This window comes from Pseudoalteromonas sp. SR41-1 (genome assembly GCF_014164015.1).
In the GTDB taxonomy this organism is placed as follows: Bacteria; Pseudomonadota; Gammaproteobacteria; order Enterobacterales; family Alteromonadaceae; genus Pseudoalteromonas; species Pseudoalteromonas distincta.
This window is the reverse complement of sequence record NZ_JACJEK010000002.1, coordinates 280,846-307,719: the sequence shown is the minus strand read 5'-3', so window position 1 is coordinate 307,719 and position 26,874 is coordinate 280,846. Positions and strand designations below refer to the sequence as shown.

The 26,874-nt window shown below is 39.1% G+C and carries 27 protein-coding genes; 8 read left to right on the top strand and 19 right to left on the bottom strand.

From position 1 onward, the window contains the following. Nucleotides 1-80: 80 nt before the first annotated feature. The 4 genes from H5118_RS02890 to rlmD all read right to left on the bottom strand — a co-directional run bounded on the left by H5118_RS02890 (nt 81) and on the right by rlmD (nt 6,168). Nucleotides 81-1,715 carry a CTP synthase gene (locus tag H5118_RS02890; protein ID WP_033020682.1) on the bottom strand — a complete coding sequence of 545 codons (1,635 nt, stop codon included), beginning with the start codon at nt 1,713-1,715 and terminating at the stop codon, nt 81-83. A 162-nt stretch (nt 1,716-1,877) separates the two neighbouring features. Then, entirely contained in the window at nt 1,878-2,675 is a 798-nt protein-coding gene (gene mazG / locus H5118_RS02885) for a nucleoside triphosphate pyrophosphohydrolase (RefSeq protein ID WP_182737162.1), read from the bottom strand. A gap of 2 nt (nt 2,676-2,677) precedes the next feature. Beyond that, nucleotides 2,678-4,834 (bottom strand): GTP diphosphokinase, encoded by a 2,157-nt coding sequence (relA, locus tag H5118_RS02880; protein WP_024594977.1) that lies wholly within the window; start codon nt 4,832-4,834, stop codon nt 2,678-2,680. A gap of 8 nt (nt 4,835-4,842) precedes the next feature. Further along, nucleotides 4,843-6,168: a 23S rRNA (uracil(1939)-C(5))-methyltransferase RlmD gene (gene rlmD, locus H5118_RS02875; protein WP_182747728.1), complete on the bottom strand. Its 1,326-nt coding sequence runs from the start codon at nt 6,166-6,168 to the stop codon at nt 4,843-4,845. A gap of 109 nt (nt 6,169-6,277) precedes the next feature. On the opposite strand from rlmD, the gene barA reads away from it, so the two are divergent. Then, nucleotides 6,278-9,052 (top strand): two-component sensor histidine kinase BarA, encoded by a 2,775-nt coding sequence (gene barA, locus H5118_RS02870; RefSeq protein ID WP_024594975.1) that lies wholly within the window; start codon nt 6,278-6,280, stop codon nt 9,050-9,052. Nucleotides 9,053-9,132: 80 nt separating this feature from the next. On the opposite strand, the gene pdxJ is transcribed toward barA, so the two are convergent. From pdxJ to rpoE, 10 genes are all read right to left on the bottom strand, one after another. After that, the gene (gene pdxJ / locus H5118_RS02865; RefSeq protein WP_002958712.1) at nt 9,133-9,864 is read right to left on the bottom strand and encodes a pyridoxine 5'-phosphate synthase; all 732 of its coding nucleotides are present in this window, start codon (nt 9,862-9,864) and stop codon (nt 9,133-9,135) included. A gap of 16 nt (nt 9,865-9,880) precedes the next feature. After that, nucleotides 9,881-10,579, bottom strand: coding sequence for a DNA repair protein RecO (gene recO / locus H5118_RS02860; RefSeq protein WP_182747726.1), 699 nt, complete (start codon nt 10,577-10,579; stop codon nt 9,881-9,883). A 20-nt stretch (nt 10,580-10,599) separates the two neighbouring features. Further along, complete coding sequence (gene era / locus H5118_RS02855) at nt 10,600-11,532, bottom strand: GTPase Era (protein WP_002958714.1); 933 nt, start codon at nt 11,530-11,532, stop codon at nt 10,600-10,602. Continuing rightward, nucleotides 11,522-12,199, bottom strand: a complete 678-nt coding sequence (rnc, locus tag H5118_RS02850) for a ribonuclease III (protein WP_002958715.1) — start codon at nt 12,197-12,199, stop codon at nt 11,522-11,524. The genes era and rnc overlap by 11 nt, the downstream gene beginning before the upstream one ends. A gap of 2 nt (nt 12,200-12,201) precedes the next feature. Then, nucleotides 12,202-13,137, bottom strand: coding sequence for a signal peptidase I (gene lepB, locus H5118_RS02845; protein ID WP_002958716.1), 936 nt, complete (start codon nt 13,135-13,137; stop codon nt 12,202-12,204). A gap of 16 nt (nt 13,138-13,153) precedes the next feature. Further along, nucleotides 13,154-14,941 carry a translation elongation factor 4 gene (lepA, locus tag H5118_RS02840; protein WP_182747724.1) on the bottom strand — a complete coding sequence of 596 codons (1,788 nt, stop codon included), beginning with the start codon at nt 14,939-14,941 and terminating at the stop codon, nt 13,154-13,156. A gap of 275 nt (nt 14,942-15,216) precedes the next feature. Beyond that, nucleotides 15,217-15,666, bottom strand: a complete 450-nt coding sequence (locus tag H5118_RS02835) for a SoxR reducing system RseC family protein (protein ID WP_182737444.1) — start codon at nt 15,664-15,666, stop codon at nt 15,217-15,219. Nucleotides 15,667-15,686: 20 nt separating this feature from the next. Then, nucleotides 15,687-16,637, bottom strand: coding sequence for a MucB/RseB C-terminal domain-containing protein (locus tag H5118_RS02830; RefSeq protein WP_002958719.1), 951 nt, complete (start codon nt 16,635-16,637; stop codon nt 15,687-15,689). A 4-nt stretch (nt 16,638-16,641) separates the two neighbouring features. Beyond that, nucleotides 16,642-17,259, bottom strand: a complete 618-nt coding sequence (locus H5118_RS02825; RefSeq protein WP_002958720.1) for a sigma-E factor negative regulatory protein — start codon at nt 17,257-17,259, stop codon at nt 16,642-16,644. 1 nt (nt 17,260) lies between these two features. Continuing rightward, nucleotides 17,261-17,842 (bottom strand): RNA polymerase sigma factor RpoE, encoded by a 582-nt coding sequence (gene rpoE, locus H5118_RS02820; RefSeq protein WP_002958721.1) that lies wholly within the window; start codon nt 17,840-17,842, stop codon nt 17,261-17,263. A gap of 245 nt (nt 17,843-18,087) precedes the next feature. Here rpoE and nadB point away from each other — a divergent pair, with 245 nt between their 5' ends. Beyond that, nucleotides 18,088-19,698: an L-aspartate oxidase gene (gene nadB / locus H5118_RS02815; RefSeq protein WP_154903488.1), complete on the top strand. Its 1,611-nt coding sequence runs from the start codon at nt 18,088-18,090 to the stop codon at nt 19,696-19,698. Here nadB and H5118_RS20535 read toward each other — a convergent pair. Next, complete coding sequence (locus H5118_RS20535) at nt 19,673-20,029, bottom strand: hypothetical protein (protein ID WP_259397881.1); 357 nt, start codon at nt 20,027-20,029, stop codon at nt 19,673-19,675. The two genes, nadB and H5118_RS20535, sit on opposite strands and share 26 nt — an antisense overlap. 55 nt (nt 20,030-20,084) lie before the next feature. After that, complete coding sequence (locus H5118_RS02810; RefSeq protein ID WP_002958724.1) at nt 20,085-20,336, bottom strand: succinate dehydrogenase assembly factor 2; 252 nt, start codon at nt 20,334-20,336, stop codon at nt 20,085-20,087. A 164-nt stretch (nt 20,337-20,500) separates the two neighbouring features. Between H5118_RS02810 and H5118_RS02805 the strand changes: the two genes are divergently transcribed. Together H5118_RS02805 and H5118_RS02800 are read left to right on the top strand one after the other, a co-directional pair. Then, nucleotides 20,501-21,412 carry a folate-binding protein YgfZ gene (locus H5118_RS02805; protein ID WP_002958725.1) on the top strand — a complete coding sequence of 304 codons (912 nt, stop codon included), beginning with the start codon at nt 20,501-20,503 and terminating at the stop codon, nt 21,410-21,412. Between the two features lie 12 nt (nt 21,413-21,424). After that, nucleotides 21,425-21,910, top strand: coding sequence for a peptidylprolyl isomerase (locus tag H5118_RS02800; protein WP_002958726.1), 486 nt, complete (start codon nt 21,425-21,427; stop codon nt 21,908-21,910). A gap of 41 nt (nt 21,911-21,951) precedes the next feature. Here the strand turns inward: H5118_RS02800 and H5118_RS02795 are convergent, their stop codons facing one another. From H5118_RS02795 to H5118_RS02785, 3 genes are read right to left on the bottom strand one after another with little or no spacing between them, the layout of a single operon-like run. Beyond that, a complete protein-coding gene (locus H5118_RS02795; RefSeq protein WP_165723566.1) occupies nt 21,952-22,434 on the bottom strand; it encodes a hypothetical protein in 483 nt (160 codons plus the stop codon). Nucleotides 22,435-22,459: 25 nt separating this feature from the next. Continuing rightward, nucleotides 22,460-23,272 (bottom strand): DUF481 domain-containing protein, encoded by an 813-nt coding sequence (locus tag H5118_RS02790; protein WP_024597159.1) that lies wholly within the window; start codon nt 23,270-23,272, stop codon nt 22,460-22,462. A 42-nt stretch (nt 23,273-23,314) separates the two neighbouring features. Next, a complete protein-coding gene (locus H5118_RS02785; RefSeq protein ID WP_002958729.1) occupies nt 23,315-23,635 on the bottom strand; it encodes an HI1450 family dsDNA-mimic protein in 321 nt (106 codons plus the stop codon). Nucleotides 23,636-24,002: 367 nt separating this feature from the next. Here H5118_RS02785 and H5118_RS02780 point away from each other — a divergent pair, with 367 nt between their 5' ends. The 4 genes from H5118_RS02780 (at nt 24,003) to H5118_RS02765 (ending at nt 26,830) form a co-directional block, all read left to right on the top strand. Beyond that, on the top strand, nt 24,003-24,794 hold the full coding sequence (locus H5118_RS02780; RefSeq protein WP_182747722.1) for a crotonase/enoyl-CoA hydratase family protein: 792 nt from the start codon (nt 24,003-24,005) through the stop codon (nt 24,792-24,794). Between the two features lie 71 nt (nt 24,795-24,865). Next, entirely contained in the window at nt 24,866-25,219 is a 354-nt protein-coding gene (locus tag H5118_RS02775; RefSeq protein ID WP_010553207.1) for a CidA/LrgA family protein, read from the top strand. Continuing rightward, nucleotides 25,212-25,955 (top strand): LrgB family protein, encoded by a 744-nt coding sequence (locus H5118_RS02770; protein ID WP_182747720.1) that lies wholly within the window; start codon nt 25,212-25,214, stop codon nt 25,953-25,955. Before H5118_RS02775 ends, H5118_RS02770 begins: the two co-directional genes overlap by 8 nt. Before the next feature lie 38 nt (nt 25,956-25,993). After that, entirely contained in the window at nt 25,994-26,830 is an 837-nt protein-coding gene (locus H5118_RS02765; RefSeq protein WP_182747718.1) for a mechanosensitive ion channel family protein, read from the top strand. Nucleotides 26,831-26,874: the final 44 nt, after the last annotated feature.

Here is a 26,874-nt window from a genome sequence, read left to right as displayed (position 1 = left end):
TCAGCTAACTTTACTACGTTTTATATAGCTTAGTCAGCCCTTAAAACAAAAAAGCCGTGCAATATGCACGGCTTTTAAAATTACGAATTCGCTTTTTGGTGGATGTGCGCAGCTGCTACAAACCCTTCAAATAACGGATGACCATCACGTGGCGTTGACGTGAATTCCGGATGGAACTGCGCGGCAATAAACCATGGGTGATCTTTATTTTCGATAATTTCTACCAGTTTTTTATCTTCTGATAAACCAGTAAAGCTTAAGCCTGCTTTTTCAAGTATTTCTACGAAGTTATTATTTACTTCGTAGCGATGACGATGACGTTCAACAATTTCGTCGCTGCCATATACTCCATGTACTTTAGAACCAGGCGTTAAATGACACTTTTGTGCGCCTAAACGCATAGTGCCACCTAAATCAGATTTTTCGCTACGTGTTTCAACATTACCTTCAGCATCTAGCCATTCAGTAATTAAGCCAACTACCGGTGCTTCTGAATTTGCATTAAATTCTGTAGAGTTTGCATCTGTTAAACCTGCAACATTACGTGCATATTCAATTAATGCTACTTGCATCCCTAAACAAATACCTAAGTATGGTACTTTATTTTCACGTGCATATTTAGCTGCTAAAATTTTACCTTCAACACCACGTCCGCCAAATCCACCCGGTACTAAAATAGCATCTAAGTGTGAAAGTAATTCAACACCTTTGCTTTCTAAGTCTTGTGAATCTACGTATTCAATGTTGATTGTTAGGCGGTTTTTAAGACCCGCATGCTTTAATGCTTCGTTAACCGATTTGTACGCATCTGGTAATTCAATATATTTACCAACCATACCAATGGTCACTTCACCCGTTGGGTTAGACTCTTGATAAAGTACTTGTTCCCACTCAGCTAAATCAGCTTCTGGTGGATCTAAGTGAAAACGACGACATACAAAGTTATCTAATTCTTGTGTTTTTAATAACGCAGGAATTTTATAAATGCTGTCTACATCGGGTAGTGAAATAACCGCTTTTTCTTCTACGTTTGTGAATAATGAGATTTTTGCACGCTCATTATTAGGTAGTTTACGGTCTGAACGACAAATAAGAATATCTGGTTGAATACCTACTGAGCGTAACTCTTTAACAGAGTGCTGAGTTGGTTTCGTTTTAACTTCACCGGCAGGGCCTAAAAATGGCACTAGCGTTAAGTGAATAAATAGCGCGCGTTCGCGGCCAATTTCAGTTCCCATCTGACGAATTGCTTCAATAAACGGTTGTGATTCAATATCACCTACAGTGCCGCCAATTTCTACAATAGCAATATCATAACCTTCAGCACCGTCGTATACACGCTGCTTAATATCGTTAGTGATATGTGGAATAACCTGAATAGTAGCACCTAGGTATTCACCACGGCGCTCACGACGTAATACGTCTTCATATACACGGCCTTGTGTGAAGTTATTACGACTAGTCATTTTGGTACGGATAAAACGCTCGTAGTGACCTAAATCAAGGTCAGTTTCTGCGCCGTCTTCTGTAACGTAAACTTCACCGTGTTGAATTGGGCTCATTGTGCCTGGGTCAACGTTGATGTAAGGATCCAGCTTTAAAATGGTAACATTTAAACCACGGGCTTCTAAAATAGCGGCCAGTGAAGCTGCGGCAATACCTTTACCCAACGAAGAAACAACTCCGCCAGTAACGAAGATAAATTTTGTACTCATGCGAACCCTAGAATATCAGGAATTAAAAGGAATATAACACCCAAAGAAGAGCCTAAGGGTATATCATCAAGACGGGGCGAAATTGTACCAAAACACTGCTTATCAATCCAGCTAAAATTAGCTAATACGCGCACAAAAAATGTGCACTATTTAACATTAAGCCTATTTTACTTTTTTAATCGCATCCCACGCACTATCCATCTCTTCAAAGGTTGCTGTATCTAAGCTTTTACCTTGCGCATGCAAATAAGCGTTTACCTTTTCAAAACGCGCTGAAAACTTATCATTAGCGCTACGAAGCAGTTGTTCGGGATCTCGTTTAACATGGCGTATAACATTAACAGTGGCAAAAAGTAAGTCGCCGAGCTCTTCCGCTGTATGATCAGATAGCGGGTCTTGCTCAATCGCTTCTTTTACTTCAAGCACTTCTTCACTCACTTTATCTAGTGCACCATGATACGTTGGCCAATCAAAGCCAAGGGAAGCCACGCGTTGTTGAATTTTTTTGGCTTTACTTAAGCTTGGCATACTGCCAGGAATATCTTGCCAAAAAGAAGGGGGTTCGGTTTGCGCTCTAGCACTTCGCTCCTGTGCTTTGATTGCTTGCCACTGCTGCGATAATTGATCGTCTGTTAGCTCTTTTTTTTCACCAAACACATGCGGGTGACGACGGGTAAGCTTATCGTTTAATTGCTCTACTAGATCATTAAAATCAAATAGATTTTGCTCTTGTGCAAGTTGCGCATAAAAAACTATTTGAAATAGCAAATCACCCAATTCACCTTTAAGCTCATCTAAGTTGCCTGATTCAATACAGTCGGCAACTTCGTACGCTTCTTCTAGCGTATGCGGCACAATAGATTTAAAATTTTGCTTGAGATCCCACGGACAACCGCCCTTGGGATCTCGCAGTGTTTTCATTATGCTAAGAAGTTGTGTAAGCGCTGTATTATCATTCATGATTAATGACCACGCTTGGCATCATGTACACCTTCAATTTGGTGTAATTTAGAAAGAACACGGTTAGTACCCGATAAGTCATGTACTTCTATTTGCATTGTAAATATAGCTAACTGATTATCTTCAACCGTATTTACGTTCATGTTTAAAACATTTACTTTTTCATTAGCAAGTACTGAGCTTATATCGCGTATCAACCCTGAACGATCGGTGGCTTCTATTTTAATACTTAGTGCGTACGAGCCGTTAATATCATCTGACCAACTTACCGAAATAACACGCTCAGGATGCTGGTTTTTTAAGTTATTAAACGAATCACAGTCTTCCTTATGAACACCTATTCCTCGACCTTGGGTTATATAACCTATTATTTCATCGCCAGGTACTGGGCGACAGCACTTGGCTACATGGCTCATTAAGCTGCCAACACCATCAACCACAATGCCGTTTTTATCACCAGTTACTTTACTTGGTGCTTTAATGCGAATAACCGGCTCATCTTCTGTCCGATCACTTACAAAGTTAAGCATTTGATTGAGGCGAACATCGCCCGCACCAATCGCAACCATTAAGTCATCCAGCTCTTTAAAGTTAAAACGCTTAATGGCTGGCTCTAAATCTTTATATGTTAAATTGAGCTTTTGTAATTCACTGTCGAGAATTTCTTTCCCCGCACTTAAGTTTTTGTCGCGGTCGAGCTGTTTAAACCAGTGGTGGATTTTAGCTCTAGCACGGGATGACTTAATGTATCCTAATGACGGGTTTAACCAATCACGACTTGGATTTGGTTGTTTTTGGGTGAGTATTTCTACCTGATCCCCTGTTGTAAGTTGATGCGTAAACGGCACTATTTTGCCGAATATTTTTGCACCAATACAACGATGCCCCACATTTGAGTGAATGTAGTAAGCAAAATCAAGCGGTGTAGCGCCAAGTGGTAAATCGATAATATCGCCGCTTGGGGTAAATATGTATACGCGATCTTCTACTACTTGGTTTTTAAGCTCTTCTGCTAAATCGCCACCATCAACCACTTCTTCTTGCCATTGGAGTAGCTTACGCAACCAGCTGATTTTTTGCTCATAACCCGAGCCGCGCCCTGGTAATGCACCTTCTTTGTACATCCAGTGTGCAGCCACTCCTAACTCAGCATCTTGATGCATGTCGCTGGTACGAATTTGTATCTCTACCGTTTTACCTTCAGGTCCAAATACCACGGTATGAATTGACTGATAGCCGTTTTGCTTTGGGGTTGCTACATAGTCGTCAAACTCTTTATTAAGATGACGCCAATTGGTGTGCACAATGCCCAGCGCACCGTAGCAGTCTTGCAGGCGTTCAACGACGATACGCATTGCCCGAATATCAAAAAGCTGATCAAACTCGTAGTTTTTTTGCTGCATTTTTTTATAAATGCTGTAAATGTGCTTAGGACGACCATAAACTTGGGCTTCTATGCCCGCTTCACTTAAACGGTTTTTTACTTGCTCAACCATATCTTCCATGTAGGCTTCGCGTGTAAGGCGTTTGTCGTCAAGTTGTTTGGCTATGCTTTTATAGGTGCCTGGGTGCAAATATCTAAACGATAAATCTTCCAGTTCCCATTTTAATTGCCCTATTCCTAATCTGTTTGCCAATGGTGCAAAAATATCAGCCGTTTCTTTAGCGGCAATGACGCGGTCTTCTTCATCCGCATTTTTTACATTGCGTAAATGACATACCTGCTCGGCAAGCTTAATGACCACGGCGCGCACATCTTCAACCATGGTTAATAACATTTTTCGAATATTATCAACTTGCATAGTGCCTTTACCTTGATGCGATAAAGTACTAATAGTGGCCATTTGTGCAACCCCAGTTAGCAGCATGGCAATGTTATTCCCAAGCTGCTCTTCGATGGTTTCAAGCGATATTAAGTCGTTTAAAAAATACGGGGTTAAATACGCAGTAGCTAACGATTCGGGGTCGAGATTTAGCTCAGCTAAAATTTCAACCATTTCGATTGCAGTAGTTTGCCTGCTTTCACTATCACATTTTACGCAGAGCGCTTGGGCTTTAGTAAGTAGCTCTGTTTTTTCTTCAGACAAGGCAAGAAATGAAAGCCGAGTGCTAAAATCTGTTGTCTCATCTTGTTGATGTGATTGTCGTGTAGCTACCATAATGCGTTCTACCTCCGTTGAAATAACGCCATAGTTTCAATATGCCCTGTATGAGGAAACATATTCATTAGCCCAATTTTATTAAGATCAAAGCCAGCTTGTGAAATAATTGCGCTGTCACGGGCTAAAGTAACAGGGTCACAAGAGACATATAAAATAGTTTTAAACTGCTTTAAAGGTAATTCCTCTAATACAGCCATAGCACCAGTCCTCGAAGGATCGAGTACAAGCACATCTAAGTTTTTGCTAAACCATGGGGCGCTCTGTATGCTTTGGGTTAAATCAAAGCAATGAAACTGCGCATTGGTAATAGAGTTAGTTTGCGCATTTTGAGCAGCCATTGCAACCGCTGAAGTCACACCTTCTACACCAATTACAGATTTTGCTTGTTTTGCTAACACTAATGAGAAATTACCAATCCCACAAAATAAATCCAATAAATTTTCATCACCTTTTAAATCAAGCCAATTTGCAGCTTGCTTTAACATAGCTTCGTTAACTTGCGCATTTACCTGAATAAAATTACCTAAACCAAATTCAAATTTTAGATCAAATTCTTTAAGATAATAAAATGGCATGGCTAAGTGTGAATGTTCTATTGCATCGCTCTCGCTTTGCCATACAATTTTAAACTGCTGGCTTTTTGTTATGTGCTCAACCAAAGCCTTTGTATCATCATTAATTGCTTTAGTGTGACGAATAACAACAAAGTTTTGTTTATCACTTTGGCATAACTGTAAATGGCTTATACTGTGCAGTGCTTTGTGTTGATTAATTAAATCATCAAAAAGTGTAAAAACATCTGTAAATACTTCATCAAGTACTGCACATTTATTAATACTCACAATATTTTTTGAGCCACTTGCTCTGTAACCCACGCGCATTTTTTTAGCTGCTTTATCAAACATAACAGCTATACGAGCGCTGCGTCTGTAATGCACAGGTTTACTTAATAATGGGGCTTGCCAGTTTAAGCTGTTTAATTTAGCAAACTTACTAAATAACTGAGTAACTGCAGTTTGTTTTTCTACAACTTGTTGGCTTACTTCTAAATGCTGTAATTGGCAACCACCACACTGATTATAGTGCTCACAAAAAGCATCTACTCTTGATTCACTCGCTTGAATAACTTTAGTTACTTTTGCACTACTGTATTTAGCTTTATCTTCGACGAGTGTTGCTTTGACTGTTTCGTTTGGTAATGCACCGCTTACAAAACATACTTTATTGTTATGTTTAGCAATGCCACGCCCTTGATGATCCATTCCCGTTATAGTCAATTCTAGTGTTTGTTGCTTTAACGGTTTTTTTTTCGCTTTAAAAATTTGCGCCATTAGGCATTACCTTAACTTTATTTATGAAGCACCTATATTTAGATGCTTTAGAATGCGTGTTGAACCGTATATACTCAAGTCATACTAATAACGATAAAACGCTCTCATTATGACCAAATTAGGCTTACGCGATTCTGTTTTAACACTGACCCTGATCCCAACGGTGATCATAGGATTACTACTTGGTGGCTATTTTACAATAAATCGTTACATTGAGCTTGATGAAATTTTATATCAGCAAGGCACTACTATTTCTGAGCCCCTTGCTATTGCGCTTGAGCAACCCATGCTCGAAAAAAACAAACAGCTATTGAATCGCCTTATAAGCTACACACATAACAAGCACTCCCCTACAATTAAGTCGATTGCAATTTTTGATAAAAATAATGCGCTATTAATGACCAGTAATTATCACCGCTCATTTGAAAAGTTAATTAGTCAAAAAACGCTCATAAATTTAAAAACCACCCATGTGCAAAAGTCAGATGAGCTTGTTACATTTTTCACACCCATTATTAACCATACAAGTCACGATTCTAAATGGGACCCGTCGGCTTTTCAGTCATCTCTGGGCACCGTTATTATACAGCTAAATAAAGACCAAGCTGTTATAGGGCAACAACGAGCTTTATTAATTAGCGGTATTGTAATTATTTTATCATTGGTGTTTGCAGCTATTTTAGCTTTAAAGTTAAGCCGCATGTTTATGACGCCGCTTAATAAGTTAGTACTTGCAACCGACAAGTTAGTTGAAGGTAAAAGAAGTACTGGCCTTAACGACAACATGATTGGTGAGTTTGAGTTACTTCGAGAAGGCTTAAACACCATTGCTCACACTATGGTGATGCAAAAAGATGAAATGCAAAAAAATATTGATCAAGCAACAAGCGACTACCGCGAAACACTAGAGCAATACGAAACGTCAAATATAGAGCTCTCGTTTGCAAAAAAAGAAGCGCAAGATGCTAACCGTGTAAAATCAGACTTTTTAGCTAAAATGAGTCACGAGCTTCGTACTCCGTTAAACGGTGTTATTGGATTTACACGCCAGCTTTATAAAACACCGCTGAATAAACATCAAAAAGATTACCTTGACACTATTATGCTCTCAGCAAATAGTTTAATGACTATTATTAGCGACATTTTAGACTTCTCCAAACTAGAAGCGGGGGCAATGGAGCTTGAGTCGATTCAGTTTCAACTTCGTGATGCTGTAAATGAAGTAATGACACTACTCGCTCCTAGCGCACACGATAAGCAATTAGAGCTATCCATTTACATTAACCAACAAGTACCGGATGACTTAACAGGCGATCCCACTCGCTTTAAACAAGTCTTAATAAACCTGTTAAGTAATGCGATTAAATTTACCGAAAAAGGCTCTATTAAGGTCGACATAAGCCATCGGTTACTCGACGACGAACGCACTTCTTTACTTGTGTCAGTAACAGATACTGGCGTGGGTATACCTATGGATAAGCAAGACTCTTTATTCACTCCATTTGGGCAAGCAGACTCAAGCATTACACGTAAGTTTGGTGGTACAGGCCTTGGTCTTATTATTACCAAGCATATTGTTGAAGCAATGAGTGGTCGTATAACGTTAAATTCTGCGCCTGGTAACGGTACCTGCTTTACATTCAATAGTGTGTTTAGTTTGCCAAATCACGTATTTACAAATGACTTACCGACTAAATCGCTCATTGGAAAGCGTATCTTATATTTAGAGCCACATGAGCATACGCACCATGCCGTACTTTCGTTATTAACCCAGTGGGAATCAAACGTTACGGCATGCTTTAACGAAACTAGCTTTTTAGACGCTATAAAAAATACTGAACATAAATATGACGTTTGCTTAATTGGCCATATGGCATCAGTTGATGATATGCAGCAACTAAAAAGCTATGTAAAAGCCGTGCGTGAATCTACTGATTACTTATATTTAATGCTTAATACTGTATCGCACAATATGCGAGAAGCCTTTATAGGCAGCGGAGCTGATGCATGTTTAAGTAAGCCACTTAATCACCGTAAGTTATGTGAAGTACTTGCAGCACCTTACAGACTTGACCACCCGACTCATAATATTGAACAAAACGATCAAGCTCTACTGCCGTTAAAAGTATTGGTTGTTGATGATAACGATGCTAATTTAAAACTTCTCCATACTTTGTTAAGTGAACAGATTGAAGTAATAGAAACGGCTCATAATGGTTCACAGGCATACAGTTTAAGTAAAAGTCATAAATACGACATAATTTTTATGGATATACAAATGCCAATTATGGACGGTATAACCGCATGTAAGCTTATACAAGAATCATCACTTAATGAAGACACACCCATTATCGCTGTAACGGCACACGCCCTTCAAAGCGAAAAAGAGCAACTACTAAAAGATGGCTTTAAAGGCTATTTAACTAAGCCTATTGATGAAGATATGCTTAAACAAATTATTAGCGACCATAGTCCACAGACTCCTGTTAATCGTGACAAAGCTAAGACAGATACACCACAAAGTCCTGCACCATTTCAAAGTAGTAGAATTGATTGGGCACAAGCCCTGCAGCGTGCTGGCGGAAAGAGCGAGTTAGCGCTAGAGATGCTTAACATGCTACTTTTAAGTGTCCCTGAGACCCTTACATTACTTGCTAAAGCAATAGAGAGTAACGATTGCCAGCAAGTGTTAAGTATTGTCCATAAGTTTCATGGTGCATGTTGTTACACTGGTGTACCTAAACTTAAATCACTCGCAGAAACAATCGAAACATCGCTTAAAAATAAATGCTTGTTAGAGAATATTGAACCTGAATTATTTGAGTTACAAGATGAGCTTGAAAACCTACTTGCAGATGCAAGTGTGACCGAACTACAAAGATAAGCTTTGAATTTTAGATACAAAAAACGCGGTATTTACCGCGTTTTTTAATTAAGCTCTTTAAATGCTTATGTTTGCTTATCTTACATTCTTGCTTCAATCATTAATCGTTTCATGTCACGTACGGCTTTATCAAGCCCATCTATAGCTGCACGAGCAATAATAGCGTGACCAATATTTAGCTCATAAATCTCAGGCATTGCAGCGATTGGTTTCACGTTATGATAATGAAGACCATGGCCAGCGTTAACAATCAAACCTAAGCTTGCTGCGTATTTGACACCTTCACGAATGTGCTCTAACTCTTTGTGTAAATCAGTATCATTTGTTGCATCGGCGTACGCGCCTGTGTGTATTTCTACATAAGGAGCACCACATTCTTTGGCTGCATCTAACTGTGCTTTATCTGCATCAATAAATAGCGATACTTTAATACCCGCTTCGGTAAGCGTTTTTGTTGCTGCTTTAATTTTATCTATATTACCGGCTACGTCTAAGCCACCTTCGGTTGTTAATTCTTCGCGCTTTTCAGGTACTAAACACACGTACTCAGGTTTTACTTCAAGCGCTATTTTTATCATTTCATCGGTAACAGCGGTTTCAAGATTCATACGAGTTTGAATGGTTTTAGCCATTACATAAACGTCGCGATCTTGAATATGGCGTCTGTCTTCACGTAAGTGAATCGTAATACCGTCTGCGCCTGCATGCTCTGCTACACTGGCTGCATGAGCTGGATCAGGATAGCTTGTTCCACGCGCTTGGCGAAGTGTTGCAATATGATCTACGTTTACACCCAAAAGAATATCTTTCATTTTCTTACCTGTAAAATTACGTTTGTTGAGAGGCCATAAATAGCTCGCGGCTTTTTAATGGTTTACTACCTAATAAGGGTTTTAATAAATAGCGACTTAATTGCTTTGCCATATATAGCACATCATTTTGGCTAAAGTCATGATTTGCTATGGCGTTGAGTTGTTTGCCACTAAATCCAGAACGCGTATCTTCTTGTACTAAAAAACCAAGTTCGGGGAAATAACTATACGTCTGCTTTTCATCTATTGGTTCACCACTGGCGTCAAAACTAAAATCCACGCCATAACCGAGTAATTCCAATAGTTGAAACTCGTATGAGCGAAGCACTTCTTGTAAATTGGCCCCGCTGTTTAGGTTTGATAGATGAGTTTTATATAGCTCAAATACTTGTTCAATTGGCTCGTTAACAGGAACGATACGATTAGTAAGCTCATTTAAATAAAAACCACAATAAAGCTCATCACCTTTTAAAAAGTGCGAGTTCCCATGCAGTTCAAACTTATTGATATATTTTAAATCGTACTTGCCACTGTAATTAACAAGCAGTGCCTGAAACGGCTGAAGTTGTGCTTTATGTTTAGTGGCCTGGCGACCACTAATTCGGGCCAGCATTCTTAACTGACCAACGCCTTCTACAAGCATATCTAACATTACTTGGGAGTCACTATAAGGACGCCGATGTAATAAATACGCGGTGTAGAAGTCGCTATCCATTCACTAAGCTACTGCTTGGCTTAGTCTTCACTGTAACCTAAGCTTCTTAGTGCACGTTCATCGTCAGCCCAACCCGACTTAACTTTAACCCAAAGCTCTAAGAATACTTTGTTATCAAGCATTTCTTCTATGTCTTTACGGGCTTCACGGCCAATGGTTTTTAGCTTTTCGCCTTTATTACCAATAACCATGCGTTTTTGTGTTTCGCGCTCAACAAGAATCAACCCGTTGATATGCCAAATACCATTGTCTTGCCATTTAAACTGCTCAATTTCAACAGTTACAGAATACGGCAATTCTTCGCCCATAAAACGCATTAGTTTTTCACGAATTACTTCAGCTGCCATAAAGCGCATTGAACGGTCAGTTACATAATCTTCCGGAAAGTAAAATTCGCAAGGAGGTAAGCGTTTAGTTACTTCTGCTTTGATTAAATCAACATTTTTACCTTGCGTTGCCGATACTGGCATAATTCCAACAAAATCAAACTTGTCACTTAACCACTTCATATGAGGCAACACAAGGTCACGGTCTTTAACTTGGTCTATTTTATTAATAACCAATAATACCGGCTTACCACTTTGCGATACTTTATTAAGTACCATGTCGTCATCGGCATTCCAATGAGTGCCCTCAACTACAAAAATAATAAGCTCAACATCGCCGATAGAACTAGACGCGGCACGGTTCATTAAACGGTTAATCGCACGTTTTTCTTCAACGTGTAGACCTGGTGTATCTATGTATACCGCTTGGTGTTTACCTTCGGTATGAATACCCATAATACGATGACGCGTGGTTTGTGGTTTACGTGAGGTAATACTCACTTTTTGCTCAATAATTTCATTAAGCAAAGTCGACTTACCTACGTTCGGGCGCCCTACAATAGCAACCATTCCACAAAACGTATCTACATCACCTTCATGAGGCTGTATTAGGGTATCAAGGTTCATTTTTAAGTATCTTCAATGCTTTTTCAGCAGCTTTTTGTTCGGCTTTACGGCGCGAGCTACCTACAGAAATTATGCTATCCATTCCATCAACAATACATTCGACCGTGAATGTTTGATTGTGTGCTTGGCCTTTGGTATCAACCACAGTGTAACCCGGTAAAGATAATTTACGGGCTTGCAAATACTCTTGCAGCAGGGTCTTCGGATCTTTTTGGTTAAGCCCTGGTGAAATAGCATCTAATCGTGATTCGTACCATGACAATATAAGATCGCCACAGCTATCAATACCTGAATCTAAAAATGCAGCGCCAATAATAGCTTCTACTGCATCAGCAAGCGTTGACTCGCGACGGAATCCGCCACTTTTAAGCTCGCCCGGCCCTAAGCGTAAATAATCGCCTAGGCCAAATTCAAGACCAAACTCGGCAAGTGTTTGACCACGCACAAGCGTTGAGCGCATGCGGCTTAAATCGCCTTCACGCGCTTTAGGAAATTTGGCATAAAGTGCATTGGCAATCACAAAGCTTAAAATAGAGTCGCCTAAAAATTCTAGTCGCTCATTATGCTGGCCTTTGTGGCTGCGGTGCGTCATTGCTTGCTCAAGTAAACCTTGATCGGCAAATTCATAGCCAATTTTTTTATATAATTCTGTTACATTTTTTTTCATCGTTACTGAATATTACCTAGGCGCTCAAAGCGAACACCAGTTGGAACCCATCCTGGTAAAATATCATCAGGGCCATTCTCAAATTCAAAACTCATCCATATAAAGACAGCTTTACCCACCAAGTTTTCTTTTGGTACAAAGCCCCAAAAGCGACCATCTTGGCTGTTGTCGCGGTTATCACCCATCATAAAATAATGATCAGCAGGAACAGTCCATTCATCAGAAGGCGTGCCCGGTTGCTGGTAGTAACGCCCTTTTCTCTCAGGCGCTTGTGGGTTGATTAATATATCATGCGTAACTGTTGTTAAATTTTCATTTACACGAGCTAGAGGCATTGGGCCTTGTTTAAATTCGTTATCATTAATTAGTTTAAAATCAATTTTATTGAATTCATTACATAAAAGCTCACCCTGCTGGGTTTCGCCTTCTTTACAATTTGGCTGAATATATAAACGTTTATCGCGATAAACAATTTTATCGCCAGGTAAACCAATTGTACGTTTAATATAGTCAACATTTTCATCTAAAGGGTATTTAAAAACAACAATATCACCACGCTCAGGCTGCCCAATATCAACTAATTGAGTACGCCAAACAGGGTCTTTTATTCCATATGAATACTTTTGTACTAAAATAAAATCACCTACTAATAATGTAGGCATCATTGAACCGGATGGAATTTGAAACGGTTCAAAGATAAATGATCTAAAAATAGTAATTGCTGCAATCATCGGGAAAATCGACTTTGCTGTTTCTGTTAGTACTGGTTCTGGTGCAATTAATGCCGCCGTTTCTTCATCTAACGGAGCTCCAGCAGACGTTTGCGCTATCGCTAAGCGCTCCTGTCTTTTAGGTGCATACATTAAGTGATCTATTAACCATATTAAGCCTGAGCCTAAAGTTAATAACACCAATAAAACTGAAAAATAACCAGCCATTTATAATCCTTTGTTTTTATTTGCCAACTTTTAAAATAGCTAAAAACGCTTCTTGAGGCACTTCAACATTACCTACTTGCTTCATACGTTTTTTACCATCTTTTTGCTTTTTAAGTAGCTTTTTCTTACGGCTCACATCACCACCGTAACACTTAGCAATTACGTTTTTACGTAATTGTTTTACCGTGGTACGGGCAATAACATGTTGTCCGATAGCAGCTTGAATCGCTATATCAAACATTTGACGTGGTATAAGCTCTTTTAACGCATCAGCTAACTGGCGACCACGAGACTGTGCACCATCTCTGTGAACAATTATCGCAAGTGCGTCAACGCGCTCACCATTGATTAAAATATCAACACGCACCATATCTGATGTTTGAAAGTGTTTAAAGTTATAATCAAGCGACGCAAAACCACGGCTAGTAGATTTTAATTTATCAAAGAAGTCCATCACCACTTCAGCCATAGGTAGCTCGTAAGTTACAGCTACTTGCTTTCCGTGATAAGTCATTTTTGTTTGGCTACCACGTTTTTCAATACACAAAGTAATAACGTTACCTAGGTATTCTTGTGGTACCAAAATATTAGCTTCAACAATCGGCTCACGAATCTCTATAATATCGTTTACTGCAGGCAAATCAGATGGATTATCAATCTGAAATGTACCTTCTTTAGTAACTATCTCATAGATTACCGTAGGTGCTGTTGTAATTAAATCAATATCGTATTCACGCTCTAAACGCTCTTGAATGATTTCCATGTGTAGCATACCTAAAAAGCCACAGCGGAAACCAAAGCCAAGTGCAGTTGAATTCTCTGGTTCAAAGAATAACGACGCATCGTTTAAGCTTAATTTATTAAGTGCATCACGGAACGATTCATACTCATCTGATGCAATTGGGAACATACCCGCATAAACCTGAGGCTTAATTTTTTGAAAGCCAGGTAAGCGAAGTGGAGCTGCATTTTTTTGATGAGTAATAGTGTCACCTACTGGCGCACCATGTATCTCTTTAATACCAGCAATAACAAACCCTACTTCACCTGTTCTTAAAATACCGGTGTTGGTTTGCTTAGGAGTGAACACACCTACTTGGTCGGCAGTATGTATATGCTCGTTCGACATTATTTTTATTTTGTCGCCAGTGCGTAATTCACCGTGCTTAATACGCACTAGTGATACAACGCCTTGGTATGGGTCAAACCAAGAATCGATAATAAGTGCTTGTAAAGGTGCATCTTTGTCGCCTACTGGCGGCGGTACATCTTTAACAATCATTTCAAGAACTTCGGCAATACCTACACCTGTTTTAGCGCTACACTGCACTGCATCAAGGGCATCAATACCAATAATCTCTTCAATTTCTTCTGCAACACGTAAAGGATCCGCTTGCGGTAAATCGATTTTATTAAGTACTGGAATTACTTCTAATTCCATTTCAATAGCGGTGTAACAGTTAGCTAGTGTTTGTGCTTCAACGCCTTGGCCTGCATCAACAACAAGCAACGCGCCTTCACAAGCAGCTAAAGATCGTGAAACTTCATACGTAAAATCAACGTGTCCTGGAGTATCAATGAAATTAAGTTGGTAGGTTTCGCCGTCGTTCGCTTTGTAATTCAACGTTACACTTTGCGCTTTAATGGTAATACCACGTTCGCGCTCAATATCCATTGAATCCAAAACTTGTTTTTGCATTTCACGGTCGGTTAAACCGCCACAAACTTGGATCAAACGATCTGAAAGGGTCGATTTACCATGGTCAATATGGGCGATGATCGAAAAATTACGGATATGCTTCATAAACTGGATTCTATACTTCTATTTTAATGGACTAAATATGAATACCTAAGTGACTTGAAAATACTTGCTTTAGGATGCCATAAGCTAGATTTGTATATAACAAACTGTACTTACGCTTTTTAAGATGGGTTACAACCATTTTATGTATTGAATAACAATAAGTTATATTTACTTAACTTAAATAATTCAGCCAGATAAAATAATTTAAAAAACCACGATTCCCTGTATTTCCAAGTTACTTTGGTATAAAACGGCAATTTTACATTTAATTGGCGTCAATCACCATCTATTTGAGTTAAAGGGATACTAATTGGGTGAATTTTTATAACTTTTATATCGTGCTTTAGAGATTTCACGCGAGTTTTAGCTATAAAAAAGCCAGTAACGCCACCTAGAGCAGCAGCTAAAATCTGCCAGCCTTCGGAAGCTATAAACAATTGCGCCGCAACAAATGCAAAAATAAGACTCAAAAGGAGCGGTAGCATGTAAACCGCAAAAGCATGCTTAACAACATGACTATCATCTAGTGACAAAGTGACCTTTTGCCCTATTTCTACAGAGGATTCAAATTTATAAGGAAAGGTTTTTTTTGCAGTGCCAAATAATTTACTAAACACTTGTGAGCCGCAACGACCATTGCAGCCTTCACAAGCTTGTTTTTGCTGTGCTTCTAAATGAGCAATGTGGCCATCGAGGGCCACAACAGTGAGGGTTTGTTCAATCATAACAATCCTTACGGAATCGTCTATAGTGCGCGGGTAACTGACTCTGCAATCGCTTTTGCGGTCATACTCGGTACATTACCAACAACCGAAACATCAAAATTACCGCCATTATGCACATATACTGTCGTTGCACCAGAAGTGAGTGCTCCACTTAAACGCTTACCTGGTAATGGGCGCTGAATAAATACAGAAACCTCAACAAAACCATCAGAGAACAAGTAATAATCAGTTAACTCGTTATTTAAATCGAGCTTATGTCTGTCTGATTTTAGCAACTCAAAGCCATCTGGTAACCAGCTAATTTTCCAATTAGTGGCAGTACTATCTTCATTTATAAGTGCATCGTTTGGCAAAGGCGTTGGAAAGTTTCGATTGAGCACTTCAACTAGCATACCGGCTGGCTGCTCTGTCACACTAATATGTGTAAGCTGTAACTGCTCTAAGGCTTCACCTTCATGGTTAACGTACGCGGCTTTTAGCAACAACGACGATTCCATATCCAGCCAAATCCAATAATTATATTTATACTCGTCTTTAGATTCAATGCGAACAAGTTGCGCTGCGCGCCCTGCAATACGCCCTTTGCCGCCTAGTACAAAATCATAGTGCGCACTTAAGCGATCTATATCTTTAAATAGTACTTCAGGGATTGGACCTGCTATTGAATCTGTTTTTAGAGAATATGGTTCAGACTGAGGTTCAAAATAAGTAACTTGATTATCGATACGGACCATTTCAAGCCCAGCACCGTTAAGTAAACTTAAATGCTCAAGTTCGGTGTCACCTTGTAAAGCATGCACCCATCGGTAGGGTTCCATTGTTTTACCTTTGACAACCACAAACGAGGCGTCAAAATTACGGGTGTGAACGGCATTAGCCATTTTGAGTAATAAATCTTTGGCAGGATTTGTGTCGTTGGCAAATGCATTGAAGCTTACTACCAACGACAGAACAAAAGTGATTACTTTCATTTAATTAGTTTTTTTCCTCAGACGCTTTGGTATTAGTTTGCGCTGTTTCTAAAGAATTCGCAACTCGTGCTTGGCGTTGATGCTCAAGAACTAACGCACCAATACGCTGTTGCTGTAGTTCACGTAAACCTTGCTCAGCATTTTCAAGCGCAGGCTCAGACGAATAACTTACTGGCGAGGCCATACCTGCTAGCGGTGTGGTTTGCAGTAATGGAATTTCACTTTGCTGCTCATTGTTACTTTGAGGAAGCGTATTAACGCCCACAATAGCAAACATCGCTACACTTGCTGCAATAGCTAATTGGGCAACTGGTTTGCGCCAATTAAAAGCGACTACTTTATTATCTTGTACTGTTTCAGTGATTGCTTGAGGCTGTGTTTTTGACTGACTAAAGTCAGCATAAACAGGCTCGCTTTCTAGTGCTAATGCAACGCGATCGCTAATATCAATATGTATGTCGTTATTATTTTTTTGAGCACGCATCGCATCACCAATTAACGCATAACGGCCAAACGTAGTTACATCTTGCTCTGCAATTTTTGCATCAGTTAGATGTTGCTCGCCATCAAGTAATGCCGATAACGCTTCGTTATCTAACTTGTTAAGGTGTGCTTTTGTCATACTAAGACTCGCCTATTAATGGGTTTAATTTGTTATCTATTGCTTCACGGGCACGAAATATACGCGAACGCACAGTCCCGACTGGGCAATCCATTACCACTGCTATTTCTTCATAGCTCATCCCTTCTATTTCTCTAAGGGTGATTGCGGTTTTAAGATCTTCAGGCAAACTATCAATCGTATTAAAAATAACAGCGCGTACTTCTTCGCTTAAAAGTAGGTTTTCAGGAGATGCATTCGATCGCATTGAATCTGCACAATCATAAAACTCGGCATCTTCAGCGTCTATATCATTTGCTGGCGGCTTACGCCCCTGGGCTACTAAGTAATTTTTAGCACAATTAACGGCAATACGGTATAACCACGTGTAAAAGGCGCTGTCACCTCTAAAGTTAGGAAGTGCACGGTAAGCTTTAATAAAAGCTTCTTGTGCTACATCAGCAATATCGCCTTGGTTAGATACATAACGTGAGATCAAACCTGCAATTTTGTTTTGATACTTCTTTACTAATAGGTTGAAGGCGTTTTTATCTCCTTGCTGGACCCTTTTTACTAGCACTAAATCTAATTCCTGCTCGCTCATTCGAGCCGGTACTCCTATGTCTGATTTTTGCTTGTTATTCATATTGTCGTCATTGTTCACAAATACTCTGACCTCTTTATGAATAAAAAGTTCTGCTTAATATTATTTTTTTATAAAATAGATGATAATAACGGCGCTAAGCCTTTAAAATCACTACGTAGTAGTATGACAAATATGATACAACTACAGATATTAAAAACAAATATTGCTCTATATGAGCATTGTAACCGCAAAGTACCTCTGACATGAACCAAAATAAACATCACATTGCAGATGTCGCTATTATAGGTAGCGGCGCAGCAGGCTTATCACTTGCATTATCTCTAGCTAATTATTGTAACGTTACCGTGATCAGTAAAGGAGCGCTTACCGAAGGTTCTACTTTGTATGCCCAAGGCGGTATAGCTGCTGTATTTGATAAACAAAACGACAGCATAGAATCTCATGTTGAAGATACTCTCGATGCAGGCGGCGGTTTATGCGATAGAGACGCTGTTCATTATACCGCCAGCAATGCTCACGATTGCCTACAGTGGTTAATCGACCAAGGCGTACCCTTTGATATGGAGTTTGATAGCAAAGGAAAAGAGCGTTTTCACTTAACACGTGAAGGTGGTCACAGCCATCGTCGTATATTGCATGCAGCCGATGCAACAGGCAAAGCGGTGCAAACAACACTTATCAGCCAAGTTAAAATTCATAAAAATATAACGCTTTTAGAGCAATACAACGCCATTGATTTAATCACAGATAAAAGCGCCGGAAAAACAGGCTCACACATTGAAGGCATGTATGTGTGGAACAAAAAAGCTAAAAAGGTAGAAACCATTTCAGCTAAATTTGTTGCTCTTGCAACCGGTGGTGCAAGTAAAGTGTATTTATATACATCTAATCCAGACGTATCAAGTGGTGATGGTATTGCAATGGCTTGGCGTGCAGGTTGTAAAGTTGCCAACATGGAATTTAATCAATTTCATCCAACAAGTCTTTATCATCCAGAGCTACAAAACTTTTTAATTACCGAAGCCATGCGCGGTGAAGGGGCTTATTTAAAGCGCCCTGATGGAACTCGGTTTATGAAAGACTTTGATAGCCGTGAAGAGCTTGCTCCACGCGATATAGTGGCACGCGCAATCGATTTTGAAATGAAGCGCTTAGGCGCCAATTGTGTTTATTTAGATATTAGCCACAAAGATAAAGACTTTATTATTGAGCACTTTCCTACTATTTACGCAAAATGCTTAAGTGTAGGCCTCGATATAACGAAAGAAGCAATCCCAGTTGTGCCTGCTGCGCATTACACCTGTGGTGGTGTAATGACTGACTTTAACGGCAAAACAGATCTCGATAACTTATATGCTGTAGGTGAAGTTGCTTACACAGGCTTACATGGTGCAAACCGTATGGCAAGTAATTCACTATTAGAGTGCATTGTATTTGCCCACGCTGCAGCTAAAGATATTTTAAGTAAAATTGAACATGCACCAGAGCCGATAGCGCTTCCTCATTGGGATGAGAGCCGTGTTAGTAACTCAGATGAAGAAATTGTTATTACCCATAACTGGCATGAACTACGTTTATTTATGTGGGATTATGTAGGTATTGTACGCTCTACTAAACGCTTAGAACGAGCTCTGCATAGAGTTGAGTTGCTACAGCAAGAAATACACGATTACTATGCAAACTTTAGAGTAAGTAACAACTTACTTGAGCTTCGTAATTTAGTGCAAGTATCAGAGCTAATTATTAGAAGTGCTATGGAGCGAAAAGAAAGCAGAGGCTTGCATTACACTATTGATTACCCTGAACAAAGTGAAAACCCAACGCCGACTATTTTGACTCCAAAACGCAATTAATTGCGCCGACAGTGGCACGTTTTAGACGCGCATAACTTTGCTCATTAACGCCATTGGCTGAAATTATAAGCCAATGGTTGTTACTAAAACCTTTAATATGAAGCCATATATTATTACCATAAAATCGGCTTTTGTTACTTATTTCACCCTGAATTTTTAAGCTCTCGCCCTCAAATCTAAATAACTTTGGTTCTAATATTATAGTTCCCTCATTTGGGTGGATTGCTAATACTTTGCGCCACATTATCAAGCCAGCTAGTGCATTTAGTATTAAACAAAAAAGCATGGCTAATAGTGAATCTAAAAATAAACATAATATAAAACTGAGCATACAAAAAAAGACCACAATTGGTTTGTGGTCAGCTTTATTATTTGTAACCGTAAACCTATACACGAACTCGGTCTAAGATCAGCGAAACCATACCGTTTAACTGCTCGTCTTTACATTCTTCATGACCCATAAACCATGCAAATAAGTCAGGGTCTTCTTCTGTTAGCAAACGCTGAAAGATAGCCTGTTGCTCTGCGCTCAAAGAGTCGTATGCTTCTTCTACAAACGGCATAAACAAAACATCTAGCTCTAACATGCCACGACGACAAGCCCAACGAATACGTGCTTTACTATGAATTTCAACCATTTTAAACCTCATACTTAATTGACTCGAGTTTAACAAACACAAGCCTATTTAGCAGCTATTAATCTCTCATTAAATAATAAACCCGCACCAATAAGCGCTTGTCTGTACCATACGTAACAACTGCGTTATTATGTCACTTCATTTATATTGCAAAGAAGGTTTTTATGTCGAGCGTTTATGCATGTCCGTTATCTCATCAACTTATTAGCCTCTGCGGTGCTGATAAATTATCTTATTTGCACGGACAAATCACTCAAGATCTAAATAAATTAACCAGCAGTAATTATTTGTGGGCTGGCCATTGCAGCGCCAAAGGTAAACTTTGGGGTGTATTTAAATTATTTTCTTACCAAGATAGCTACTACCTTGCGGGTAGCCAAGCTGAAGTTGAAAAATCATTAGCTGAACTTAAAAAATACGCTGTATTTGCAAAAGTTGATATTACTGAATGCTCAAAGCGTTTAATTGGTTTAATTGGTGATGATTTATCGGATGTACTGGCACAACTTGATATTAGCTTTGAAGGCGATGCAAGCGCGTGTGATTTTACGAATGGTAAAGCGCTAAAATTAGCTGATAACCGTGTTTTAATAATGGTTGATAACCAATTTAGCATGCCTGATAACGTATCCACACTTGATAACGAAGCCCCTTGGCAACAAGCAGCGATGCTTGCCGGTGAGCCTCAGCTAAGTGCAGATGCAATTGGCGAGTACGTTCCTCAAATGGTAAACCTACATGCTATTGGCGGTATAAGTTTCAAAAAAGGGTGTTATACCGGTCAAGAAACAGTAGCCCGTATGAAGTACCTTGGTAAAAATAAACGTGCAATGTATATCGTTTCAGGGCAAAGCGAAGGGATTCTTTCAGAGCCTGATTTAGAAACCCAATTAGGCGAAAATTGGCGCCGTGCAGGTAAACTTATTGCACAAAGCTTTGATGAGCAAACAAATAAATTAACAGGCCTCGTTGTGTTGCCAAACGATACTGATGTAACTCAGGTACTTCGTGCAAAACACACACCTCAGGTGGAGCTAAGTATTCTGCCTCTACCCTACTCTCTTGAAGATGAATAAATAGGAATGACTATGATCGTTGCGGCAAACAAAGTGGTAAAAATGCATTATTCAGTAATGGATAATGATGGCAATAGCATTGATAACTCGTTCGGTGGTGAGCCACTACACTTTATCATTGGCACAGGCTATTTAATTTCAGGCCTAGAAAATGCTTTGCTGGGCAAGCAACCAGGCGACACGCTTAGCGTAAAGGTTGAACCTGAAGAAGGTTACGGCGAGCGCCACGAAAACCTAATGCAAGCAGTACCTAAATCAATGTTTGAAGGTATGGAAATTGAAGTTGGCATGCAATTTCGTGCATCAACAGATGATGGTGACCAATCAGTAATGATCATCGATATCCAAGATGAAGAAGTGATTGTAGATGGTAATAACCCACTTGCAGGTATTACACTTAACTTTGATGTAGAAATACTAGAAGTACGTGATGCTACAGAAGATGAATTAACTCACGGCCACGTACATGGCGAAGGTGGGTGTGGCCACGACCACTAATGCACTGCTAAACAGATAAAAAAAGCGCCTAAGGCGCTTTTTTATATCATATTGTTACGCTTTACCGTTTCAGCTTTTGGCTTACTAGGCAGCGCGATTGATACGTTTTTTTCTTTTAAAGCAGCTAGTAAACCTTTTTGATCGTTTGTACCAACTCTATACAAGGTGCCATCTTTGAGCGTTAACTGTATTGCACTAAAGCCAGATACTGTATACACCCAACCATCGTGAGTAATTCGCATACCAATACCGTGCCTGTATGAGTTTTGAACTGCTTTTGCTTCTACTACTTCGCTAAGCTCAATACTTTGCCCAGCAACACCTGGACCAAACGCCCAGCTAATATTTTTATCATCTACTTTTACTGTTAGGCCATGGAACAAAAAGCCCACCAGCACTAAAATCCCAGTAAATATTATTAAAGGTCCATCAGCGCCTAACAAGTTCCACGCAAGCGCCACAAAACCGCCAATCCACGCTAATACAAAAAAGATAAACACCGCATACTGTTTATGCTGATACATAATATTCTCTAAATTAAATAAATACTTAAAAGCTGTATACCAATGTAGCACTCAGCTCTGAGTCAAACTTGAGTTTATCATCTTCGGGTTTTGAATTATAACGATACATGTAGGTAAATTTGAGTGATACCGCGCCAATCACTTGGCTTATCAGTGCGGTTTCCGATTTTAAGCGAGAATTAAGACCTGAAAGCGACTGCTCTATACTCACATCTTGATTAAAACGAGTGCGCTTAGAAACCAAGCGTTCCCACTGCATTGCAACACGTACTAAATAACCGGTTTTATCAATTTCATCTTCGCTCACATCCGAATCTTCATCGGCGACTGAACGGTATAAACCAGGTCCTATATCAATATCTACTTTGTTTTTAGAGCCTTGATATACACGCGCACCATAGCCTGTCGCCACCGTGCTTTTAAAATCAAGTCCACTAAATTCATCTTCTTCGTAATCACCGTAAATAAAAAATGAGGAGTTTTTAACACCTACTTTATAGTTACCTTGCGCTGATACAAAAATACGATTAGCTGTAACATCAGTGCCACCGCTTTCATCGTTTTCATCACGCTTATAAAGAGAGTCTATTTTAAATTGGTTACGCCACTTTTCAAAATCTTGGTATAAATTACCTTTGAGCTTAAAACTGGTCGAATTGGTGTTACCTTTACTTAGAATAAAACCAAATTCAGTATCACCGTAAAGCATATCACCTTTGTGTAACTCATGAATTTCTTCATCAGAGAGCTTGCCATATTCATGAAAATCTTCAAATGGATCAACAGCCCAACTTGGGCAGCTAATTATTAAAAAAATTAAAAATAAATACTTACGCACAACACTCTCTCTGCACACAATTATAAAAATAAGCGGTATTGCTTATTCACTCTCTTTCCATAAAATATGACAAAACGGAGCATCTTTATCACGACTAATCAAAATTTTAGCAAACAAAACATCATCATTTTCAAATTCTAAACCAACTAGCACCTGAATAAAGTGCTCTGGCTCTATCTCAAGGGCAACAAAATCTTGCCACTGATCGTCTGGCTCGTCTTCTTCAATAAAGCCTAGGTCTTCTCTAAACTCATTAAAGTCTTCAACATCTTTATCACTCAAGTTATTTGGCGCTAGCTCTAAAAAAATATCATAAGCTTGGTGAGTAGCTTCTTCTACCGTATATAAACGTGGACCCGACATATGTGCTTAACCTTAAGCTTTTAAGTTGCGCTATATTATCAAATCTCATCATCATTTTGATAAAAAAAAGCGTAAAACACTGACTTTTTTGTAACTGAGTCATGCTTTATTCAGCATGCAGCTCAAACAATAAATAACAATTTAACTAACCCATTGAATATCAAGATTACTTTTTTAATTTAAGCTTAAAATAACAACGTAAAAAATTTTATTATCTCAAGTTCTAATTGTTTAGCTTTTTCTCATCTAAATCTAACCCTTTAAGACTACAGCTTTAGCAATAAATTCCATTTATTTAAAAAATACCGTCACTTTACTTAATTCTTATAACAACATAAGCTCAACTAACAGGTCAGAGGAGTGTGTAATGATAAAACTAGAAAAACAAAATGGCATTGCAACCGTCACGCTTAGCAGAGCAAAAAAACAAAACGCATTAAGCTTTGAAATGTTTGTAGAACTAAACAAAGCCATTAAAAACATAAAAAGAGACCGCAGTATTCGTGCTGTAGTAATAAAAGGCGATGGCGAACATTTTTGTGCAGGGCTTGATATATCAGCCGTAATGGCGGCACCATTGAATATTATAAAATTATTGCTTAAATGGTTACCTGGCAATCAAAACTTAGCGCAAAAAGTAGTATTAGGCTGGCAGTCACTGAGTGTGCCCGTTATTGCACAAATTGATGGCAACTGTTTAGGGGGTGGTTTACAAATAGCACTGGGTGCCGATTACAGGATTGTTCATATTGATGCCAAACTTGCCATTATGGAAGCACGTTGGGGGTTGTGCCCCGATATGGGCGCCAATGTAATGATGAGCGGTTTAGTTAAGCGTGACCAAGCACTTTGGCTTGCAAGCCACGCAAACCCAATCACAGCACAACAAGCAAATGAGCTAGGTTTAGTTACTCAGCTTACCGATGATACTCAACAAGCCACGCAAAACATGATCAATACATTACTTGAGCGCTCACCCGATACGCTTGCTGCTATTAAACGTGTTACACAACTTAGCTATAAACCAAACCAACGAAAAATACTCGCTAAAGAAACTTTCAGCCAAATTCGCTTACTGCTAAACCCAAACACTAAAAAAGCAATTGCTAAAGCAAAAGGAAAAGCGGATATAACCTACGCAAATACAAAGCATTGGTAGACTATTGCACAATGCATAAAAGAGTTTGATTTGTTAAAGTTAAGCTCTTATCTTTTCTGTGAGCCACTTTGATGAAATATCTGCTCAGTAGCGCTATTATATTACTATGTTTAGCCTGCGCTAAACTCATTATGCACTTTATTGGTGGAAGCTTTCCTGCACCGCTACTCGCTATGGTTATTTTATTAGTTTTACTCTTATCGGGTATTGTAAAAGAGCAACATGTAAAACCATGCGCCTCCCCTATTTTAAATATTATGCCTATCTTTTTCATTCCAGCTGGCGTGGGATTTATTGAGCATCTCGGCCTTATAAAATCGCACTGGGCATTTTTAGCCTCAGTTGTGGTGCTTGTTCCTATAACTACCTTATTGCTTGTTAGCAGTGTAATTGCGTACTTTAAGGGAAGAGAAAATAATGACTAATTTTACTTTTTCCGATATTTCAGAGCTACAGCCTAATTTATGGTGGCTAAGTATTCCTTTCATTATTGTATTATTTTTAGCGCTAAGGGCCGTAAACCAAAGTATAAAAAGCAGCGTATTTAAATCGCTCACCAACCCCGTATTTTTAAGTATTAGTATTATTGCTTTATTACTCGTTAATCTAAATTTGCCTTATACGCAATTTGCCACGCACAGCAAATTACTAAGCTGGTTATTAGAGCCCGCAATTGTGGCTCTAGCGCTTCCTTTATATCAGCAGTTTACACACGTACGAAAAAATCTATTACTCATAGTCGCAACATGTAGCTTAGGCATTGTTAACGCAACCGTTGTGGCATTTTTGCTAAGCATATTATTTAACGCACCTGCACAGCTAAGTGCATCTGTTGCCGCACTCAGTGTGACGACCCCAATATCTTTAATTGTTACCGACTCGTTAGGAGGGATTAGCTCACTTGCTGCGGCTTTAGTTATTTTTATTGGTTTATTAGGCGCTTTATTTGGTTTTATGCTTTTTAAACTCATTAATATTTTTAATCACGAATCTCAAGGCGTTGCCATGGGCACAGCTTGCCATGCAATTGGGACCGCTGCTGCTATTGCTGAGCATCCAAAAGTAGGCGCTTACTCATCAGTTGCAATGGCACTAAGTGCTTTATTAACAGCGATTATAGTGCCGCTGTTATATCCATTTTTAGTCAACATTTTGCTATAGTTGGAAAAATACAACATAGCCCTAACATAGAGCGCTTTATGATCAGTTCTGAAATCGAACAGTTTGAAAAATATTACACCATGCTTACTGAGTATATGATTACCTACAGTATGCAAATTGTTGGCGCTATTTTTATCGTCCTCATTGGTTTGTGGATAGCACAAAAGCTTGCCAAATTTGTAGCCGCGTTAATGACCCGCCATAATGTTGACATTACGCTCACTAACTTTGTCAGTAGCGTGGTAAAAGTACTGCTCATTGTAATGGTTATAATTATTGCACTTGGCAAAATAGGTATCAGCGTTACACCATTTGTAGCAGCCATTGGTGCTGCATCTTTAGGTGCTGGTTTAGCGCTGCAAGGAATGCTTTCTAATTATGGTGCAGGCCTTGCCATTATAGCCACGCGACCTTTTGTTGTTGGTGATACTATTGAAGTTAAAAATGTAAGCGGCCAAGTTAAAACAATTGAGCTTGGCTACACTATTTTAATCAATGAAGAAAAAGTAGAAATCACCATTCCAAATAAGCACATAGTGGGTGAAATACTTCATAACTCATTTAGTTACTCATTGGTCAAAGGTGAAATAGATATAGCTTATAGTGCATGCTCTGATAACGCGATTAGCCTCATTGAAGACGTACTTAAAGCACATGAATTAGTCGCACAAAATCCGTTATCACAAGTGGGTATTGAACGCTTTGCCGATAGCGGTGTTACAATAAGCTACCGATATTGGGTGCCTACTACTAAAATTATCGAAACCAAACTGGCTATTAACGGTGGTGTTTATAAAGCAATTAATAACGCTGATATTGAAATTCCATTCCCTCAACGCGTCATTACAATTAACAAAGCCGACCTAGAAAGCTAATTTATTTTTATAGTGAGCTTGCACATCTGCAAGCTCATCCTTTC

What these genes read in the sequence shown, in the direction of transcription:
- H5118_RS02890 (WP_033020682.1), bottom strand. Translation starts at nt 1,715, where the DNA reads ATGAGTACAAAATTTATCTTCGTTACTGGCGGAGTTGTTTCTTCGTTG.
- mazG (WP_182737162.1), bottom strand. Translation starts at nt 2,675, where the DNA reads ATGAATGATAATACAGCGCTTACACAACTTCTTAGCATAATGAAAACA.
- relA (WP_024594977.1), bottom strand. Translation starts at nt 4,834, where the DNA reads ATGGTAGCTACACGACAATCACATCAACAAGATGAGACAACAGATTTT.
- rlmD (WP_182747728.1), bottom strand. Translation starts at nt 6,168, where the DNA reads ATGGCGCAAATTTTTAAAGCGAAAAAAAAACCGTTAAAGCAACAAACA.
- barA (WP_024594975.1), top strand. Translation starts at nt 6,278, where the DNA reads ATGACCAAATTAGGCTTACGCGATTCTGTTTTAACACTGACCCTGATC.
- pdxJ (WP_002958712.1), bottom strand. Translation starts at nt 9,864, where the DNA reads ATGAAAGATATTCTTTTGGGTGTAAACGTAGATCATATTGCAACACTT.
- recO (WP_182747726.1), bottom strand. Translation starts at nt 10,579, where the DNA reads ATGGATAGCGACTTCTACACCGCGTATTTATTACATCGGCGTCCTTAT.
- era (WP_002958714.1), bottom strand. Translation starts at nt 11,532, where the DNA reads ATGAACCTTGATACCCTAATACAGCCTCATGAAGGTGATGTAGATACG.
- rnc (WP_002958715.1), bottom strand. Translation starts at nt 12,199, where the DNA reads ATGAAAAAAAATGTAACAGAATTATATAAAAAAATTGGCTATGAATTT.
- lepB (WP_002958716.1), bottom strand. Translation starts at nt 13,137, where the DNA reads ATGGCTGGTTATTTTTCAGTTTTATTGGTGTTATTAACTTTAGGCTCA.
- lepA (WP_182747724.1), bottom strand. Translation starts at nt 14,941, where the DNA reads ATGAAGCATATCCGTAATTTTTCGATCATCGCCCATATTGACCATGGT.
- H5118_RS02835 (WP_182737444.1), bottom strand. Translation starts at nt 15,666, where the DNA reads ATGATTGAACAAACCCTCACTGTTGTGGCCCTCGATGGCCACATTGCT.
- H5118_RS02830 (WP_002958719.1), bottom strand. Translation starts at nt 16,637, where the DNA reads ATGAAAGTAATCACTTTTGTTCTGTCGTTGGTAGTAAGCTTCAATGCA.
- H5118_RS02825 (WP_002958720.1), bottom strand. Translation starts at nt 17,259, where the DNA reads ATGACAAAAGCACACCTTAACAAGTTAGATAACGAAGCGTTATCGGCA.
- rpoE (WP_002958721.1), bottom strand. Translation starts at nt 17,842, where the DNA reads ATGAGCGAGCAGGAATTAGATTTAGTGCTAGTAAAAAGGGTCCAGCAA.
- nadB (WP_154903488.1), top strand. Translation starts at nt 18,088, where the DNA reads ATGAACCAAAATAAACATCACATTGCAGATGTCGCTATTATAGGTAGC.
- H5118_RS20535 (WP_259397881.1), bottom strand. Translation starts at nt 20,029, where the DNA reads ATGCTCAGTTTTATATTATGTTTATTTTTAGATTCACTATTAGCCATG.
- H5118_RS02810 (WP_002958724.1), bottom strand. Translation starts at nt 20,336, where the DNA reads ATGGTTGAAATTCATAGTAAAGCACGTATTCGTTGGGCTTGTCGTCGT.
- H5118_RS02805 (WP_002958725.1), top strand. Translation starts at nt 20,501, where the DNA reads ATGTCGAGCGTTTATGCATGTCCGTTATCTCATCAACTTATTAGCCTC.
- H5118_RS02800 (WP_002958726.1), top strand. Translation starts at nt 21,425, where the DNA reads ATGATCGTTGCGGCAAACAAAGTGGTAAAAATGCATTATTCAGTAATG.
- H5118_RS02795 (WP_165723566.1), bottom strand. Translation starts at nt 22,434, where the DNA reads ATGTATCAGCATAAACAGTATGCGGTGTTTATCTTTTTTGTATTAGCG.
- H5118_RS02785 (WP_002958729.1), bottom strand. Translation starts at nt 23,635, where the DNA reads ATGTCGGGTCCACGTTTATATACGGTAGAAGAAGCTACTCACCAAGCT.
- H5118_RS02780 (WP_182747722.1), top strand. Translation starts at nt 24,003, where the DNA reads ATGATAAAACTAGAAAAACAAAATGGCATTGCAACCGTCACGCTTAGC.
- H5118_RS02775 (WP_010553207.1), top strand. Translation starts at nt 24,866, where the DNA reads ATGAAATATCTGCTCAGTAGCGCTATTATATTACTATGTTTAGCCTGC.
- H5118_RS02770 (WP_182747720.1), top strand. Translation starts at nt 25,212, where the DNA reads ATGACTAATTTTACTTTTTCCGATATTTCAGAGCTACAGCCTAATTTA.
- H5118_RS02765 (WP_182747718.1), top strand. Translation starts at nt 25,994, where the DNA reads ATGATCAGTTCTGAAATCGAACAGTTTGAAAAATATTACACCATGCTT.